Consider the following 18,345-nt stretch of genomic DNA (forward strand, 5'->3'; position numbering starts at 1 on the left):
AAAAGCCCGCATCTATCGCGGGCTTTTTGTTAATTGACCTTGTACTCGAGCTGCACGCTCACCTCGGCAGGTACGGGTTTACCATCGACAAACTTAGGGGCGTAGCGCCAGCGCTTGATGGCCTTTAGCGACTCGCGGGTGAACTGCTGCCCCCCTTCTGAGGCCAGCACCACAGGGTCACGCACAAACCCCTGCTCATCCACGGTAAAGGACATCTGGGTCCAGCCTTCCCGGCGATCTCTGGCATAGGAGATCGGATACTTTGGCGCTTCCCGATAGAGGGGCGCCTGCTCCTGTTCGTCAGACCAGGGCTTCATGCTGCCGATCGCCACACAATGCTGGGTCGACTTGTCGCTCTCGCCTTCGGCCTCATAGATCTCCACCAGACGCGCATGGGCGGCTAGTTTGTAGGGATGGCTAAAGTCGAGCACGGAGAACTGCTTGATCACCTCTTCGAGCAGAGGGACCGCCTTGTCATACTTCTTCTCCGCCGCCTTGATCATGCCAACATAGTAGGTGGCTTTGAGCCTTGCCATGGCATCGGCCGGCATCTCTTGGCGATAGATCTCATAGGCTTCCAGCGCCTCGTCACGTATCTCCCGGGTATAGAAATGGGTCGAAGCCAAACCATGGAAGGTCAACATCTTCACCTCGGCCAGCAGCAGCGGCTTATCGGCGTCCTCGGCTATGGCGATCGCCTGCTTAAACAGATCCACCTTCTCTCTCGAGGCGGGCATTGTCTGGGCGGCGCCAATCAAGGGATCGACAAGCTCTATGGCATCGCGGCCAAAATGTTTTCGATAGACCTGAATGACATTGTTGAAATGCTCATGGGCGGCCTGAGTCTCGCCACTATCTTGCAGCGCAGTGGCCAAATTAAGCTCGAGATTAACCAGATCGATACTGTCTGATTCGAAATAGCCCTGGCCGAGTTCGTAGGCCTTAGCCGCGGTAAGTGCCACCTGGGCTTTATCTTGCCCGGCCAGCGCCTGCTGATAGGCGGCGTAGCTTTCGCTAAAGGGCGATGCGAAACTTAGGGGCGCAGCGAAGTGCGCGCACAACACCAGGGCGAGGCCTGATAATGACTTCTTCATAGTGAACAAATATCCTTATTTGTGATCCTGCAACATTCTCATATAGAGAATGGCGTCCAGCGATTAGTTTCCTATATAAATTTAAATAGCCTTGCCGAATCTCAGCCAGGATACGCCCACCTTGGCACACCCGGAGTATCGACTCGCGGCGCGGAAACTACAATCGCCACTAGGGTAACAGGAATCCAGGCCAACTTAAATCACTGGCTAATTTAAATCCCTGACTAACTTAAAACATAGGGTCAGTTAACTTCTTGGAAAGCTTAGTTAAAGTGTAAACCATCCAGATGGTCAGCAACAAGGAGCAGCTCGCCAGGGAGATCCAGACGCCTGTGACCCCAAACAGCCAGGCGAACAGGTAGAGCACCATGGCGATCAACACCAGCTTGCTACCAGTCAATATCGAGGCCTCCTTTGGACGGTTGATCGCCTGGAAGAAGGCGGCGCCCACCAGAATAAGCCCCTCGAACGGCAGTCCCCAGAAGTAGAGACGCATCCCCTCTATCGCCACGGGCGTCAGCTCAGGATTATCCCCGGCAAAGATATAGACCAGATACTCGGGCGCCCAGTAGATGAAGGCGACGCCCGCCAGCGCGGTCACCAGGGTCATGATGATGACCAGTCTCAGGGTTTCGAACACCCTGTCGAAACGCTTCGCCCCGGTGTTGAAGCTAAACAGGGGCTGGGTACCGAAGGCAATCCCCTCGAAGATCAGATAGAACAGCGCCTCGGCGTAGCTCACCACCCCATAGGCCGCCACATGAATGGGGCCGCCAACCCAGAGAAACGCCATGTTATGCAGGGTCAGGACGATGGAGAGGTAGAGGTTCATCAAGAAGCTTGGCACGCCGACCCTGAGGATATTGCTGCAATGGTCCAGGTTCAGACGCATCTGCTGCCAGTTTATCCCCAATCGCGTGCGCTTGGTGAAGAAATGCTGCAGGCAGGCGAGTGCGGTGAAGGCCTGACAGATCATGGTGGCGATGGCGGCGCCCGCCAGGCCATAGGGAAAGACGACGATCAGCAGCCAATCCAATAACACGTTCAAGCAGCCTGAGAGGATAAGCACCAGGGTGACGAAGCCGGGGCGGCCATCGTTGCGCAGCAAGGCGGTAAAGGCGATGGCCAATACGGGAAAGACCCCGAGAGCAAAATACCAAAACAGATACTGCTCGGCGCTGGTCAGCACCTCCCCTTCGGCCCCGAGCCAGATGAGTATGGTCTGGCTCCAATGGGTACCCAGCAGGGCCAGTCCGGTGCCCGCCAGCAGGCAGAGGGTGAAGGCGTTACCCAGCAAGTGCCGCGCCCGGGCGACATCTTTTAGCCCCAGGTTTATCGACACCAATGATGCGGCGCCCATGCCTATCAGGGCGCCGACGGCGTAGAGTATCGCCCCCACGGGATAGGCCAGCATCATGCCCGCCAGCCCCACCTCACCAAGATAGTGGCCGACAAACATGCCGTCGATGGCCACATAGACGCCGGTCACCACCATAGAGAGTATGGTGGGAATGGCATAGCGCCACACCAGCTTAGGGATGGGGGCTGTGGCTAAATCTGAGTGCTCATCACTCTGGTGCGCGGCATGATGCTCGGTCATGATTTTCGGAAAATTTCTCTATCATGGTTGTTGATAGTGTGTTGATTCAACACCTAAACGGCTATTGGAAAGCGAAGATATCAGATAGCCAAGCGTTTAGATAGGCAGACGTTTAGTTAGACAGACGTTTAGTTAGACTGAGCAGCGCCTGCTCAATCTCAGCCTCGGGCAGCGGCTTCTCGGCTATCATCTCCAGGCGCGAATCCAGGCTATCATCCAGCTCCATCACGCCGAGTTGACCGTCCACATAGTTAAAGGCCGCGATCCCTTCATCTGTTATCATCACCGCCTTGAGGCGCAGACAATCTTGGGCCTTTACCCAGGCCACCAAAGCCTCGAAGTCAAACTCATAGCGACAGTCGAACACCCAGCCCAGGGTATAACGGCCCTCATGCCGATTGCTGGCGCGGTAAATCCCCAGCTCATCAAATGCCTGCTCATCAATCGATAGTTTACGCGCATCATCCGCCTCATCGAAGGGCATCGCGGGCCGGCTGCCTAATAGCGAGGAGCCTGTCGAGGCTGCAGGCTTGCTAACGCGCCAGGCGGTAGGGCGCGCAAAATAGTGCTTCTCAAGATATTGATACAGACTGGCTTCTTTTACCGAGAGTAGCGGCCCCACCTGCACCGGCAACACCTCGGCCGTGATGGATTGCTGCTTCAAATAGGCCTCTAGCTGCTGCAAGTCGGCCAGGCTTGCCAGATCCATCTTGTTCGCCAGGATAAGGTCGGCGATACGCAGCTGATCGGTAAACAGCGCGCTCTCGAGGTAACGTGGGTCCTTGAGTTTTCTGGGATCCACCAGACAGAGGCTGGCGCGCATCGACAGCACCGGCTTGAAATGCCCCTGACTCAGGGTCTCGACAATGGCCTTGGGATGGCCCAGCCCAGTGGGCTCGATAAACAGGCGATCTGGCCTAGCCTTAGCGATAAGCTGGTTGACCGCCACCTGAGTCGGCACCCCGGCGGCGCAGCAGAGACAACCACCGGCCACCTCCTTGATGGCGACATCACCGCCTTCCCCCTTGAGCAGCTCACCGTCTATGCCAATCTCGCCAAATTCGTTTACCAGCACGGCCCAAGTCTCATCGGCTGGTTTATGGGCGAGCAAATATTGGATAAAACTGGTTTTTCCCACACCGAGAAAACCTGTCACGACATGGGTAGGGATGGGCTTGAGGATCATTGGCGGCTCCGCACTGAAAAATCGCCCCCAGTGTAGAGGGCAGGCCTGAGATTGCAATCCTTTTCAGCAGGCCTCGCTTTACCTGCTAGCGCTTGCCCTTGAACCCCTTATCACTCGATGGGCGTCTCGCCTTGTCATTACTAGCCTTGTCGCTACTAGCCTTGCGCTGGGGCGCCTTTCGCTGGGGCGCCTTAGTGCGACTCTGTCCCCTTCTGTTATCCTGGTTGCCAAACTTCTTCCCCTTGCCTTTCTTAAATTGATTGGCCTTTGGCTGCGCGGCGGCGTCGAGCTCGCGATACCTTGCCGGTAGCGGTGCCCCCAGCTCATATCCAGGCTGCACCTCACGTGGCAAGGTCTTGCCGATAAGAGCCTCGATCGCCGCAAGTGCCGTTTCATCTTGCTTGGCGACGAAGGAGATGCTAACCCCGCTAAGACCGGCGCGGCCGGTACGACCAATACGGTGCACATAGTCCTGAGGCTCATCGGGCAATTCTAGGTTGATCACTAAGGGAAGCGCTGTGATGTCCAGGCCGCGGGCAGCCACGTCGGTCGCCACCAACACCCTCAGCTCGCCGGCCTTAAACTGCTCCAGCGCCCGATTGCGCGCCCCTTGGGTCTTATCCCCATGAAACACCGCATTCTTGATACCATCGAGCTTCAACTCGCGGTGCAGGCGCTCGGCGCTCTCCTTGGTGTTGACGAACACCAGCACCTGTTGCCAATTATTGCGACCGATAAGCTCGGCCAGCAGCTCCGCCTTACGCCTTGCATCTAAGGGATAGATCTTCTGCTCGATCTGCGGCCCACTACTAGCGCTGGTCACATTGATCCACTCAGGGTTATCCAGCATCTTAGTGGCTAATGCCTTCACCTCTGGGGTGAAGGTAGCCGAGAACAACATGGTCGAGTGAGACACGCACAAGAGCCGCTTGGTGCGCTCGATATCTCTCACAAATCCCATATCGAGCATGCGATCCGCCTCATCGACAATGAGCTGATCTACCGTCTCCAGGCTCAAATCATGTTGGCCCAAGAGATCGAACAGCCTCCCCGGCGTGGCCACCAGGATATCGACACCTCTCGCCAAGGCCTTGCGTTGGGGATTGATGTTGGCGCCGCCATAGACGGCCAGTGTGGTCAGCTCGGTAAACTGGCTGTAGCGACTGATGCTGTCTGCCACCTGGATCGCCAGCTCTCTCGTTGGAGTCAGGACCAGGGCGCTGAGCTGCCCTTGCTGTCTGGGCTGATTGAGCAGGCGCTGCAACAACACAAAGCTAAAGGCCGCCGTCTTACCGGTTCCTGTCTGAGCGCAGGCCATCAGATCCCGCCCGGCTAGGGCCGTGGGGATCACCTTGGCCTGAACCTGAGTCAGGGTCTCGTAGCCGCAGGCCTTAGCCGCCTGGGCCAGTAAGGGGTCTAACGGGAGGGCATCGAAATTCATGGGCAACCTGCGAGCTGACAAAAAGTGAGCGCGGAGTCTAGCAAAAAGCGCCCCATAAAGGTAATGCTATCTTCACTGCACAGGCTAGCGCGCCTCGGGGTTAACATAGAGGCGCTCAAACTCCGGTAGGGAGACAGGCTTGGAGTAGAGATAGCCTTGGGCAAAATCACATCCCGCGCTAGCCAGGATATCGTGCTGGAACTGGGTCTCCACCCCTTCGGCGATCACCTTGATCCCCAGCTTATGGGCCATCACTATGATCGCCTCACACAGGGCCACGCCGTCGCTGTCGGATTCGAGGTTACGGGTAAAGGACTGATCGATCTTGAGATAATCTATGTCGAACTTCTTCAAATAGGCCAGCGACGAATAGCCGGTGCCGAAGTCATCCAGAGACACCTGAATACCGGCGTCGCGATAGGCCAGCAGCTTGTCGGTCACTCCCATGGAGGCATCCAGCAGCAGGCCTTCGGTGATCTCGACGCAGATGGCGTTGCTGGAGAGCTCCAGATGGCGCAGCAGCGCCAACCAGTCGCTGAAAGTATCGCCCTCGTCCCTGAACTGAATTGGCGACTTGTTAATGCTGATCTGGATCTCGACGCCATGTTGAGTTCGCCAGCGAGCACTCTGTTGGGCGGCCTTCTCAAATACCCAGTTGCCTATCTCGTTGATAAGCCCAGTCTCTTCCGCCACAGGAATAAACTCACCCGGCGAGACTAGCCCCCGTTGGGGATGCACCCAACGGATCAGCGCCTCCGCCTTGTAGACCCCCTGTTTGTTCATGTCGACGATAGGCTGGTAGAAGAGCTCAAACTCCTTGCGATTGATGGCGTTACGCAGATCTTTGATCAGCGCCATGCGATAGCGGGCATACTCCTGCATCGACGGGGTAAAGTAGTGGAAACGGTTGCGCCCCTGTTCCTTGGCGGCGTACATCGCCTGATCCGCATGTTTCAGCAGCCCCTCGATACTGGTGGCATCGTCGGGATAGATGGTAATACCGATACTGGCGCTGATGTAGGCGGTCTCATCCCCCAGGCTGTAGGGCTCGGCGATGCGCTCCAGTATGCTCTGGGCCACCCGCTCGACGCCGCTGGGGGAGTCGATCCCCGAGAGCACTACGGTAAATTCATCGCCCCCCAGGCGCGCCACCACATCCGACTCACGGATGCAGCCCTTGAGCCGCTTGGCGGTCTCCTGCAACAAGAGATCTCCCATATCATGGCCCAGGGTGTCGTTGACCTCCTTGAAGAAGTCCAGATCCAGGAACATCAGGGCAAAGTGGCTATGATTACGGTCTATGCGCAATATCTCGGTATTGAGGTACTCCAGCAACATGCGGCGATTGGGCAGGCCGGTCAGGGGGTCGTAGTTGGCCTGTTTCCAGATGATATGCTCCGCCTCTTTCTTCTCGGTGATGTCGGAGAAGAGCGCCACCCGACGGTACACCTGGCCGTGCTGGTCGAAGATGGTATTGATGGTCAACCAGACCATATACTCCTCACCACTCTTGTTCTTGATCCACAGCTCCCCCTGCCAATAGCCGGTATCGCGAATGGCATTGTTCATCTCATCGTATTGGCTTCTCGGGGTGCGGGAACTCTGCAATATGCGGATGTTGTGCGTCAGCGCCTCCTCCTGGCTGTACCCCGTAATCGCGGTGAAGGCGGCGTTGATGGTGATGATCCGCCCCTTGTGATCCTGTACGCTCATGGCTTCGCTGGAGTTGTTATACACAGAGGCCGCCAGCTCCAGCGACTCCTGCACCTTCTTCTGCTCGGTAATGTCCGAGTGCACACCGCACATGCGGGTCGGCAGGCCATTACGGTCACGGCTGACCACCTTGCCGGTATCCAAGATCCAATGCTCTTCGCCGCTTAAGCTAATCAGCCGGTATTCGATGTAATGTTTCTGGGTCTCCCCCTTGAGGTGACGGTCGATGGAGTTCAGCACCCCCATCCTATCCTGGGGATGGATGGCGTCGATCCAGATACGGCTGTCACGATTGAGCTTCTCGAGGTCGCAGCCCAGTACCTTGGCACACCAGGGATTACGCTTGGTCTCGTTACTCTTGATATCCCAGTCCCACATGCCAAGATCGCTGCTCTCCAGCACCAAGGCCAGACGCTCCTGACTGGTGCGCATCGCCATCTCTGCCCGCTTATGCTCTGTGATGTCGATAAGGCCGGCGATCACCATATCCACCATGTTATGGTTGCGGCGACAGGCCACCGTCAGGTGGGTATAGACGATCTCCCCATCCTTAGCGACGAAGCGCTTATCCATCTCGTAGGCATCTATCTCCCCCTTTAACATGCGCTGGAACTGGGTCATATCCGCCTTGAGATCTTCAAAATAGGTCAGCTCAGTCCAGGTGCGGTTGAGCAGCTCTGTCTCGGAATATTTGAGCATCTTACACAGGCGAGGATTGACCTTGATCCAATGCTGATCGACCGAGGTGATGGCTATCCCCATGTTGCCAACGTTAAATTGCGAGCGAAAAATAAAGTCATCCTGAAGCTGGATCTTAGCGTCCCGCTCCACCTCCAGCCGCCTGGCCAGCAACATGCCCAGCAGGGCCGTCACTATGGGAAAAATCAACATCACAGGCAGGGCGATCTGCACCAGGAGATCGACAAACATGGAAAAGGGCAGAATAAACAGCAGCGACAGGGTCGAGAAATGCAGGAGGAAACCAAACAGATACAACTCGATAAAGCTGAGATCGGCGATGGTGGTCTTGCGATAGTAGCGCCACAGACTACCAAACAGGGCAGAGACCAGAATCACTGTCACCCCGACCAGCATGCCATCGCCCCCCTGGAACAGGCGATAAGCACAGGCAACAGAAGCGGCGATGAAGGTGGGCAGGCCACCGAAGAAGAGCCCACTGATGGCCAACACCACTGAGCGGGTATCGATAAAGACCCCGGGCTGATATTCCCAGGAAGTCATCATGGTCAGTACTGTCACGCCGCCTATCACAACCCCCATGATGAGGCGCCACAACAGAAAATACTCGCTACGATGGTGCCGTGGCACCGCGTCGTAGATAAATACCATGATCAACAAGAGCGCGGCATTTTGAGAGAGCGAAAATAATGTATCTTGATTCATACAAGGCTTAAATTTTCTCGAGGCTAAGTTTTTTATTATCAACCTGATAACATCATTCAGAGTGTAGCAGAAGCCCCGAAAAAAAAACCCACTAAATCATAATAAGCTAATGATTTTGAACGCCTCTCCCTCAATCCCGCTAACCCCTTGCCCAGCCATACAAATCACCGCGGCAGCGGAGAATGACAGCCTAAATCGCCTAAGCTCCACACAGATGTAGCTCGAATGCTACAAAAAACACTCCGTCAGCCGCAGCAATGCAGTTGATCTCCCTCGAAAACCCCTTATCATGGGCAACATAAGGACGCGACCGCTGCAAGGAATCTGATGTTGCACCCCAGCTTATCTCGGCAAATCAATCACCTCATCTCTGGCCTGACACTCATGCTGGCGCTTTTTAGCCTCACCTCCACCGGCCAGGAGCTGAATATGGCCTCGGCCGACAGCCCGTCGGCGCCGCTCAAGGTTAAGCTGGCCGCCGAAGATAACTGGGCGCCTTTTGCCGATCCCTATGGCAAAGGCCTGTCCCATCGTCTGGTCAAGCAGGCGTTTTCCCGGGTCAATGTCGATGTCGACAGTCTGGTGGTCTCCTACGCCCGTGGCGTGGTGATGACCAAGCAAGGCATAGTGGATGGTGTCTTTAATCTGCACAAAGAGCGCAAGACCCAGGAGGAGTTTGTCTTCGGCCAGATCCCCCTGTTCACCACCTCAGCCTCCTTCTACCAGAACAATGCCCATCCGCTGCAGGCAGAAGACAAGTGGCACCTGCCCCAGGGGTTGCTTGTCGGCATCATCAAGGGCTATGAATATGGCGATGAGCTGTCACAGCTCAAACAGCTCAGATTAGTCGAGGTGGATAATCACAATCAGCTGATCAACCTGCTGCTGCTCAACCGCATCGATGCCGCCATCATGTACGACGAGGTGGCCAATCAGTATCTTGGTCAGATGGGGGTCGGCAAGGTGATTAGCCGCAGCGTGCATAATCATACCGGCGACCTCTATGTGGCCTTCTCCAAGCAGCGTCCCAACGCCCAGCTGTTTGCCGACAAGCTAGATCTCGGCCTCAAGGCCCTTAAGCAAGACGGCAGCTATCAGAGCATAATGAACAGCCTACAGGCTATCGCCAGCAAATAGCGCGTTAACACACCACTCGCCAACAAGTCGTGCCAAGACAGACCGAGAGTATGCTATGCTGTCGCCTCTCTAATTTAGCCCAGACTCCAGATGAAGCCAGACGATAAGTTCAGCCCTACCTTTCATTTTCCGGTGCAGATCTACTACGAAGATACCGACTTTTCCGGCGTGGTGTACCATCCTAACTTCTTGAAATATTTCGAGCGTGCCCGTGAGCATGTGATCGGCGCCGAGCAACTGGCAGCCCTCTGGCAACAGCACGGCCTGGGTTTTGCCGTCTATCGCAGCGACATGCTCTGCCATGAAGGGGTTGAATTTGCCGACGTGGTGGATGTGCGTACCCGCTTCTATTTCGAGAGCAAGTATCGCACCGTATGGCAGCAGGAGATCTGGCGCCCCAAGGGCACCAAGCCGGCGGTGACCGCCCACATCGAGATGGTATGTATGAACAAGGCGAGGCAGCTCTGCCCCATGACGCCGCCCCTCATCAAGGAGCTCGGCCGTCACTTCGACCAAGCCATCAGCCTGTAATAAAGCCTTTTAGCTCTTAAATCCTAGAGGAGCGGCTGATTTAACTTGCGCCAATGCATCTCAAGCTCTGGCGCGCGCATCGGCTTGGCGTAAATGTCCCCCTGCACCTTATCGACTCCCATCTCCTGCAATAGTTTAAACACCGGCATCTGCTCGACGCCCTCGACGGTCACCGAAAAGTCCAGCCCCTTGGCCAGGTCGACGGCGCTGCGAACGATATGTTGCGCCCGTGGGTCCGACTCCAGCCCGGTCAGGAAAGCTCTGTCTATCTTAACTTCGTCCACCGGCAGGTGTTTGAGGTAGGCCAGCGAGGAGTGACCGGTACCAAAATCATCTATCGCCACCTTGACCCCGGCGCGCTTGAGGCGATTGAGCACGGCCACGGTACGCACCATGTCTGTCATCAGCTGGCTCTCGGTGATCTCGATAGAGAGCACCTGAGCACTGAGGCCATGTTGCTTCAGGCGGGTGATGATCCGCTCACTCAGCTGCTTCTCGCTCAGATCGTCAATCGCCAGGTTGATCGCCAGCTGCAGGCGAATATCACTCTCCTGCCAACGCACCTGCTGCAACAACACCTGATCGATCACCCACTGGCTAAGCAAGCTGATCATCCCGGCGCACTCTAAAAGCGGAATAAACTCACCCGGCGAGACAGGCCCAAGCACAGAGCTGTCCCAGCGGATCAGGGCCTCGGCGTGGGTGCAGTTGCCTGTGGCAAGGTTATATTTGGGCTGAAACACTAAGTAAAGCTCGTTTTGCTCCAACGCCTTGGGGAAACAGCTGACTATGGTCAACTGCCTGTGCTGACTGCGATCGTCCCCTTCCTGATAGGCGGCGATATAGTTACTGGCCGACTTGGCCCGCACCAATGCCAGATCCAGACGGCGCAGCATCTGACTAACATCCGCGTGGTGCAATGACAGCTCGAGATAGCCAAGTTGCAGCTGTAAATTGATCACGGTTCCCTTGATGCTGATGGGCTGCGCCACCCCCTGCTGAAACACCATAAGCTCGGCCTCGCTCATGGGGGTATGAAAGTAGATCAGAAACTCATCTTCATTCATCCGCGCCAGCATGTCCTTATCGCCGATGCGCCGCTCCAAGCGCTCTGCCAAGGCCTGCAGCAGCTTATCCCCCAGGGAGAAGCCAAAGAGATCGTTCACATAGCGAAAGCGATGGATATCGATGAGCACAAACATCCCATGGGTGAGAGGCATCTTGCGGGTCAACTTGGCCTTGAGACCGACGCGATTGAGCAGCCCGGTCAGCTTATCGCGACCCTTTGGGGGCGGTAGCTGTTTCAGCAGATGTTGCAGCTGCACATAGAGGGGGATAAAACGGTAGGGAATGGTGGCAATATTCAGGGGCTGGCGCACCTTATGTTGCTGACTTAGCTGGGTCACCAGACGCTTAAGAAACTTAAGCTCAGTGCGCCTATGCCAGTACCAGTAGATGATACCAGCGATGCCGATTGCTATCAGATAGACTATTAACCAAATCAGCTCAGTTGCCGTCACACAATCCCTAATATTTTGATAAATAAAGAAACGACAAGACGGATCGGCACACTCTGCCGACCAGGCCTTATCTATTCATAACTTAATTTAATCGAATGGTAGTTGTCGAGAAATTCATCCGATCCCAGATATTCCGGGCTCACGGGCAAGCCACGCTGAAGGAACACGTCCAGGCGCTCCTCCAGATCGTGACCGGCGCGCAGTTCGCCGGTATAGAAGGCCGCCGCGCGCACGAAATCCAGATAGGTCACCTGCTCTGGCAGATAAGGCAGATCCGCCCAGCGCTCGACCACCTCTGTCACCTCGGGCGAGAAGTCCCAGCTCTTGAGCACGGCGCGACCTAGCGGCCCCTGCATCTTCCTAACCAGCGCCCTAAGTTGCTCTATACTGGTAAACAGATGGGGATTAGCCTCGGCCTCGGTCAGTACCGGCAAGGCGCCGATATTGTGCACCAGGCTCGCCAGGGTCAGGGTGTCGTAGTTGAGTCCACAGCCCTTGTGGGTCTTGGAATACTTGAGTAGCAGGGCGCAGGCCGCCGAGGTCACCTCGATAGAGGCACGCCACACCTCGTCCATCACCTCCCACACCATCTCGTTGGTAGAGATGAACAGCTGCTCCATGGCCACTGAGGTGGCGATCGCCTTGATCTGCGTCAGGCCGATGCGGGTCACCGCCGCGTTAATGTTTTCCGCCTTGATACCGCGGCTATACATGGCGCTGTTGGCCACCTTGATCATACGGGCCGAGATGGCGGCATCCTGACCGATAATTTCGGCCACCTGCTTAGGGCTGGAGTCGGGGCGGGAAACCACCTCCTGAACGCGCATTGCTACCTCGGGCAAAGTCGGCAAGACCAAAGCATCTGCCTTTAACTTTTTCAGTAACCCAACCAGTAGTTGATGCTCGCTAGACATGCAAACTCCTTAAAAAAACTATGCCCATATTGATGTTGCCAGAGAGTATATCAGCACTCTTGCTAACCGTGATGGTAAAAATCGTCCATCCAGTTAAGAATTTGTGTAATTTTAGCTAAGTTTAAGATTATAGGTTATTAATTGGCTTAAATTTCTCCTGTTTGCCCGCTTTTATCGTCAGTCATTGACGGCTGTCGATAAAATAAACAACTTCTAATTTGCATAAGCCTTGCCCCATTGAGTAAAATGCCCGCCCCAAGTTTGTTCGATACCTGTTAATTGAGAGAAATGATGTTTAAACCTGAGCTGCTGTCTCCTGCCGGGACCCTAAAAAATATGCGTTATGCCTTCGCATATGGCGCCGATGCGGTTTACGCTGGCCAACCGAGATATAGCCTGCGTGTCAGAAACAACGATTTCAAGATGGAAAACCTCGCGACGGGTATCCAAGAGGCCCACAGCCTGGGTAAGAAACTCTATGTGGTGAGCAACATCGCCCCCCACAACACTAAGCTCAAGACCTATATCAAGGATATGGAGCCAGTGGTGGCCATGCAGCCCGATGCACTGATCATGTCAGACCCCGGTCTTATCATGATGGTGCGCGAGGCCTTCCCGGATCAGACGGTGCATCTGTCTGTTCAGGCCAATGCCATCAACTGGGCCTCGGTCAAGTTCTGGCAGCAACAAGGGATCAAGCGTGTGATCCTCTCTCGCGAGCTGTCACTGGATGAGATCGAAGAGATACGTCAACGCTGCCCAGACATAGAGCTTGAGGTCTTCGTGCACGGCGCCCTGTGTATGGCTTATTCAGGCCGTTGCCTGCTCTCTGGCTATATCAACAAGCGTGACCCTAACCAGGGTACCTGCACCAACGCCTGCCGCTGGAAGTACGACGCCCACGAGGCGGTGCAGACAGAGACCGGCGACATAGTGGCGGTTAATCCTGAGGTGCAGATGCACAACCCAACCCTGGGTGAAGGTGCGCCAAGCAACGAAATCGTCCTGCTGCAAGAGGCGGGACGTCCAGGCGAATATATGCCGGCGTTTGAAGATGAGCATGGTACCTACATCATGAACTCCAAGGATCTGCGCGCCATCCAGCACGTCGAGCGTCTGACCAAGATGGGCGTAGATTCACTGAAAATCGAAGGCCGTACTAAGTCCTTCTACTATGTGGCCCGTACCGCACAGCTCTATCGCCAGGCGATCGAAGATGCCGCGGCCGGTCGCGAGTTTAACCCGGCGCTCATGTACCAGCTCGAAGGGCTGGCGCACCGTGGTTACACCGAGGGCTTCCTGCGTCGTCACGTGCACGACGAGTACCAGAACTATGACTACGGCTACTCCATCAGCGATACCCAGCAGTTTGTCGGCGAGTTTACCGGCAAGCGCAACGCCAAGGGGATGGCCGAGATCGACGTGAAGAACAAGTTCTCCGTCGGCGATAGCGTCGAGCTGATGACGCCCCAGGGCAACATCAACCTGACCATAGAACACCTGGAAAACCGCAAGGGCGAGAGCGTCGAGGCAGGGCTAGGTTCGGGTCACTTCGTCTATCTGCCGGTACCGGCAGAAGTCGAGGTCGAGCGTGCGATCCTGATGCGCAACCTGACGGGCGAGCAGAGCACACGTCAGCCACACCCTTAAGATTCGCCTCGAGCGACTTAAACACAGCCTTTAAACAGCCCGAATCTCTCGGGCTGTTTTTTTACCCCCAGAAAATAAGCCTACTAGTTCAACACCTAGCTCAACACCTAGCTCAACGACTTACTCTAGTTCTGACTAAGCGACTTAACTTAAGTGACTTAACTTAAGTGACTTAACTTAAGTGACTTAACTTTAGTGACATACCTTGAGCGACTTACCTTGAACGACTATGGCCAAGTGCCAGACTCGGCAAGCGTCTGCTCCGCGAACGCCTCCCTATATCTGACTCTAACCCTAGACATAACCATGCCTCGCACACACTCCACACCCCAGTCCTACAGCTGATTCCAACATTCAAGTCCCACGCCTAAGTTCCACATCCAGGTCCCATACTTGAGACTCGCTACATCTTCACATTTTTTCTACAACTTGGTAGCAAGCCCGCCATTAGCTGTTACACTGAAACGCATAGTTATCTTGATGAAATACAAGGCATAAAAATGATGACTCCCCGCGCTTCCGTAACATATCTACTCCCTACCCTAGTGGCCGCTAGCCTGGCGTCGCCGACTGCCTACGGCAAGAGTGAGATCCTCGAAGGCCAGTCCGGCACGATTTCTGAAGTGGGGGATGTGGTGCAGATCGCCCTGCCCGCCGCGGGCCTAATCGGCGCCCTCTGGATAGGCGATACCGAAGGCGCCTGGCAGGTTACCAAGGGGGTCGCGGCCACGGCGGCCATCACACATACCCTGAAGTTTGGCGTCGAGCGCCTGAGACCCGACGGCACTGAGTCCAACTCCTTCCCCTCTGGGCATACCTCGGCGGCCTTCTCCGGCGCCGCCTTTATTCATCACAGATACGGTAACGCATACGGCATCCCGGCCTATGCGGCGGCGGCCTTCGTGGGCGGCAGTCGTATCTGGGCCAACCGCCACTACATGGACGATGTGCTTGCCGGCGGCTCCATCGCCGTGATGACCAGCCTCTATTTTACCGACCCCTATGCCCAGACAGATCTGGTGATCGCCCCAAGCCTGGGGGAAGATCATATTGGCCTAGCGCTGAGCTACACCCCAGGGCTGGCGGGTAACAAGGGCCCTCGGGCCGAGCGGGAAAAAAGCCATGATTGGGGCCAGCAAGACAAACCGCTCAATAACAGCTACACCCTGATGATCGGCGGCTTCGATACCGACACCAACTATATTCGCGACAAGCAGGAAACCGGCTTCGACCTTAACGGCTTCAGCAAAGAGAGTGAGCCCAACACCTACGCCTCGGCACTGGTCAACTGGGGGACGGGCAAGCAGCAATATCTCTCCTTCAGGTTCACCCCCTTGGAGGCCAGAGACACCAGCATACTCAACCAGGATATCGGCTTTAACGGCAAGCGCTACGCCGCCGGTAGCGAGGTTATCGCCGCCTATCGCAGCTGGAACCTCTCCGCCGACTATATGTTTAACCTGATGCCAAAGAGCGACTGGATAGTGAATGTCGGCGCCGGTATCAGCCTGATCGATCAATGGATCCGCCTCGATGACCTAGAGGGCGGAAACCTTGGGGAGTTTAACGACTTCTTCATCGTCCCCGCCGCCGCTGCGGAGCTGGGTTATCGCTTTACCCCGGCAGTAAAAGCCAGCCTGGGCTATCGCATTACCGGTCTCTCCGATTTTGACTCCAGCGCCTTCTGGGGCGATGTCACCTACCAGATCAACGAGCGCTGGGCAGCCTCACTCTTCTACGGTCAGCTAGAGCAGACCTCGGACACCGACGAATATTATAACGACTCCCGATTCAACTTCGCGGGCTTTGCCGTCACCTATAGCTTCTAAGCCTTCTCCAGGCATAAATACATATAACCTATCGATTGGCTCCATTGGAGCCGGTCGAGTTTCACCCTCCCTTAGCATTTTCCTATAATTGATTTTGCAATCCTCGATGACTAGGCGAATGCAGGGCATATGCTATAATGCCCGCCCACCACTGGCTCACGTGGCAAATTAGCCTAATGGGGATCACATCACCAGAGCACTTACAAGTTTTATAGAAGGTATTACAACTAGATGGCATTACTGATCGACGACAGCTGTATCAACTGTGACATGTGTGAACCTGAGTGTCCCAACCAGGCGATCACCATGGGGGAAGAGATCTATGAGATAGATCCTAACCTGTGCACCGAATGCGTCGGCCACTACGACAAGCCTACCTGTGTCTCCGTCTGTCCCATCGACTGTATCGACCCGGACCCCGCCCATGTAGAGTCCCAGGATGAACTCCTGGTCAAGTATCACCTGATCACCGGTAAGCCGATCGATTAAGCAGCCAACAAGAGTTAACCGTCTTCAAATAAACAAAAAGCGAAGCCTGAGCTTCGCTTTTTTATGCCTCATCATGAGTTAGCTCAATGGGCTATTTCAGGCCCATGGCATGTTCGCTTGGCGCTGCAGTTGGGTGAGCATGGCGGCGGCCTGAGTAATGCTCTGGCGCATAAATACCGGCATGGTGTCGAACTCTATGCTGAGCAGCAGATTTTTCACCTCTAGCCCCAACTCTGTATCCCCCTCAATCGCCAGACGGCGCTGGAAAAACAGGGTATCTGGGTCTTCCTTACCGGCGGCGATCAAAAGCAGCGCCTGACTACAGCCGCTAAAGCTCACCTCCGCCTCGCCGCTTTCGCGGACGATGAGGCGCTCATCGAAGCTAACCTCGAAGCTTAACTCGAGATCGGTCACTGTTATCTTCACCCAGCGAGCCTGCAAAAAATCCAGCTCGCCATCTTTGATCTGCGCCGCCATCAGCAGATTTAAAATACGCTCGATAAGCTGAGCCTTAATTGTAAAAGGCACTAAGTTTAATGGTTTAGCTATGACTTTAGGCCCATATTGCAATAGATGTTTGGCCATGTTTGCCAACACACTTCGCTGCATGACTGACGTTCTCCTACCAAATTGGAGGACCGAAATCGTGACTTCGATCAATGTTTAGTGAGGTTCCCGACAACCGCTGTCGAGAGTGATAAGGAAATCAATTTTAACCAGATTTTATGATCACAAACCTGTTTTACATCAAGAATTGTTCAGCCATTCCCTTTTACACTTCACACTTTTTAAGGGAGAACAGCACATGGAACTTCTTTGTCCGGCGGGTAACCTCGCCTCCCTCAAGGTCGCCTTAAACGCCGGTGCCGACGCCGTCTACCTTGGGTTGAAAAACGATACCAACGCCCGCTCCTTCGCCGGGCTTAACTTTACGCCGGAAAAATTGGCCCAGGCGGCCAAGCTGACCCAGCAGGCGGGTAAGAAGATTTTTCTGACCATCAACACCTTCCCTAAACCCGGTGAAGAGCAACGCTGGTACCAGGCGATCGATCTGGCCGCCGACACAGGGGTCGATGCGCTGATCATGGCCGACCTCTCCCTGCTGGACTATGCCCACAGCCGTTACCCTCACCTGCCGCTGCACCTGTCGGTGCAGGCCAGCGCCACTAACCTGGGGGCTCTTAGCCTCTACAAGCAGGAGTTCAACATCGACCGTGTGGTATTGCCGCGGGTGCTGTCGATGAAACAGGTCAGAGACCTCTCCAAGGTGACCCCCGTGGATCTCGAGGTGTTCGCCTTCGGTAGCCTGTGCATCATGGCCGAGGGGCGCTGCCACCTCTCCTCCTATGTGACGGGCCAGTCCCCCAACACGGGCGGCTCCTGTTCACCGGCAAAACATGTACGCTGGCAAGATGTGGGCGACAGCCAACAGACCCGCCTCAACGACGTGTTGATCGATCAATCGGGCAAAGATGAGCAGATGGGTTATCCCGTAGTCTGTAAGGGGCGCTACACCACCAGCGACAGCCAGGAGGCCTCGCACCTGCTGGAGTCTCCCACCAGCCTCAACACCCTCAGCCTGCTGCCGGAGCTCGCCAAGGCTCGCGTGGTCTCTCTCAAGATTGAGGGGCGTCAACGCAGCCCGGCCTATGTGGAGCAGGTGACCCGGGTATGGCGTCAGGCGATCGACACCTACCTAAGCGATCCAGCGGCCTACACCACCCAGGCCCAGTGGGATCAAGCCCTGGCCAAGGTCTCCGAGGGACAGGTCACCACACTGGGCGCCTATGAGCGCACCTGGCAATAACAGCAAAGCAATAAAGACAAAAGGATAACA

General features: G+C 55.5%; 14 protein-coding genes. 6 read left to right on the forward strand and 8 right to left on the reverse strand.

Features of this window, described 5'->3' with window-relative positions; translation table 11 throughout:
- Positions 1 to 29: 29 nt before the first annotated feature.
- The 5 genes from K0J45_RS14245 to K0J45_RS14265 all read right to left on the reverse strand — a co-directional run bounded on the left by K0J45_RS14245 (position 30) and on the right by K0J45_RS14265 (position 8,438).
- Positions 30 to 1,094, reverse strand: a complete 1,065-nt coding sequence (locus K0J45_RS14245) for a TonB family protein (protein WP_220043038.1) — start codon at positions 1,092 to 1,094, stop codon at positions 30 to 32.
- Positions 1,095 to 1,323: 229 nt separating this feature from the next.
- On the reverse strand, positions 1,324 to 2,694 hold the full coding sequence (locus K0J45_RS14250; protein WP_220043039.1) for an MATE family efflux transporter: 1,371 nt from the start codon (positions 2,692 to 2,694) through the stop codon (positions 1,324 to 1,326).
- Positions 2,695 to 2,806: 112 nt separating this feature from the next.
- Positions 2,807 to 3,880: a CobW family GTP-binding protein gene (locus K0J45_RS14255; RefSeq protein WP_220043040.1), complete on the reverse strand. Its 1,074-nt coding sequence runs from the start codon at positions 3,878 to 3,880 to the stop codon at positions 2,807 to 2,809.
- 85 nt (positions 3,881 to 3,965) lie between these two features.
- Complete coding sequence (locus K0J45_RS14260; protein WP_220043041.1) at positions 3,966 to 5,321, reverse strand: DEAD/DEAH box helicase; 1,356 nt, start codon at positions 5,319 to 5,321, stop codon at positions 3,966 to 3,968.
- Positions 5,322 to 5,405: 84 nt separating this feature from the next.
- Complete coding sequence (locus tag K0J45_RS14265; protein WP_220043042.1) at positions 5,406 to 8,438, reverse strand: EAL domain-containing protein; 3,033 nt, start codon at positions 8,436 to 8,438, stop codon at positions 5,406 to 5,408.
- Positions 8,439 to 8,765: 327 nt separating this feature from the next.
- Between K0J45_RS14265 and K0J45_RS14270 the strand changes: the two genes are divergently transcribed.
- Together K0J45_RS14270 and K0J45_RS14275 are read left to right on the forward strand one after the other, a co-directional pair.
- A complete protein-coding gene (locus K0J45_RS14270) occupies positions 8,766 to 9,575 on the forward strand; it encodes a substrate-binding periplasmic protein (protein ID WP_220043043.1) in 810 nt (269 codons plus the stop codon).
- 90 nt (positions 9,576 to 9,665) lie between these two features.
- Positions 9,666 to 10,106, forward strand: a complete 441-nt coding sequence (locus K0J45_RS14275; protein ID WP_220043044.1) for a thioesterase family protein — start codon at positions 9,666 to 9,668, stop codon at positions 10,104 to 10,106.
- Between the two features lie 23 nt (positions 10,107 to 10,129).
- Here the strand turns inward: K0J45_RS14275 and K0J45_RS14280 are convergent, their stop codons facing one another.
- Together K0J45_RS14280 and K0J45_RS14285 are read right to left on the reverse strand one after the other, a co-directional pair.
- A complete protein-coding gene (locus K0J45_RS14280; RefSeq protein WP_220043045.1) occupies positions 10,130 to 11,626 on the reverse strand; it encodes a putative bifunctional diguanylate cyclase/phosphodiesterase in 1,497 nt (498 codons plus the stop codon).
- Positions 11,627 to 11,697: 71 nt separating this feature from the next.
- A complete protein-coding gene (locus K0J45_RS14285) occupies positions 11,698 to 12,540 on the reverse strand; it encodes an HDOD domain-containing protein (RefSeq protein WP_011866579.1) in 843 nt (280 codons plus the stop codon).
- A gap of 291 nt (positions 12,541 to 12,831) precedes the next feature.
- Between K0J45_RS14285 and trhP the strand changes: the two genes are divergently transcribed.
- The 3 genes from trhP (at position 12,832) to K0J45_RS14300 (ending at position 16,508) form a co-directional block, all read left to right on the forward strand.
- On the forward strand, positions 12,832 to 14,190 hold the full coding sequence (trhP, locus tag K0J45_RS14290) for a prephenate-dependent tRNA uridine(34) hydroxylase TrhP (RefSeq protein ID WP_041509137.1): 1,359 nt from the start codon (positions 12,832 to 12,834) through the stop codon (positions 14,188 to 14,190).
- A gap of 500 nt (positions 14,191 to 14,690) precedes the next feature.
- Positions 14,691 to 16,019, forward strand: coding sequence for a phosphatase PAP2 family protein (locus K0J45_RS14295; RefSeq protein ID WP_220043046.1), 1,329 nt, complete (start codon positions 14,691 to 14,693; stop codon positions 16,017 to 16,019).
- Between the two features lie 231 nt (positions 16,020 to 16,250).
- On the forward strand, positions 16,251 to 16,508 hold the full coding sequence (locus K0J45_RS14300) for a YfhL family 4Fe-4S dicluster ferredoxin (RefSeq protein ID WP_011866582.1): 258 nt from the start codon (positions 16,251 to 16,253) through the stop codon (positions 16,506 to 16,508).
- A 96-nt stretch (positions 16,509 to 16,604) separates the two neighbouring features.
- On the opposite strand, the gene ubiT is transcribed toward K0J45_RS14300, so the two are convergent.
- Positions 16,605 to 17,117 (reverse strand): ubiquinone anaerobic biosynthesis accessory factor UbiT, encoded by a 513-nt coding sequence (gene ubiT, locus K0J45_RS14305; protein WP_220043047.1) that lies wholly within the window; start codon positions 17,115 to 17,117, stop codon positions 16,605 to 16,607.
- 196 nt (positions 17,118 to 17,313) lie between these two features.
- Between ubiT and ubiU the strand changes: the two genes are divergently transcribed.
- Positions 17,314 to 18,315 carry a ubiquinone anaerobic biosynthesis protein UbiU gene (gene ubiU / locus K0J45_RS14310; RefSeq protein WP_220043048.1) on the forward strand — a complete coding sequence of 334 codons (1,002 nt, stop codon included), beginning with the start codon at positions 17,314 to 17,316 and terminating at the stop codon, positions 18,313 to 18,315.
- Positions 18,316 to 18,345 lie beyond the last annotated feature (30 nt).

The sequence above is a fragment of the Shewanella alkalitolerans genome, from assembly GCF_019457575.1.
GTDB lineage: Bacteria > Pseudomonadota > Gammaproteobacteria > Enterobacterales > Shewanellaceae > Shewanella > Shewanella loihica.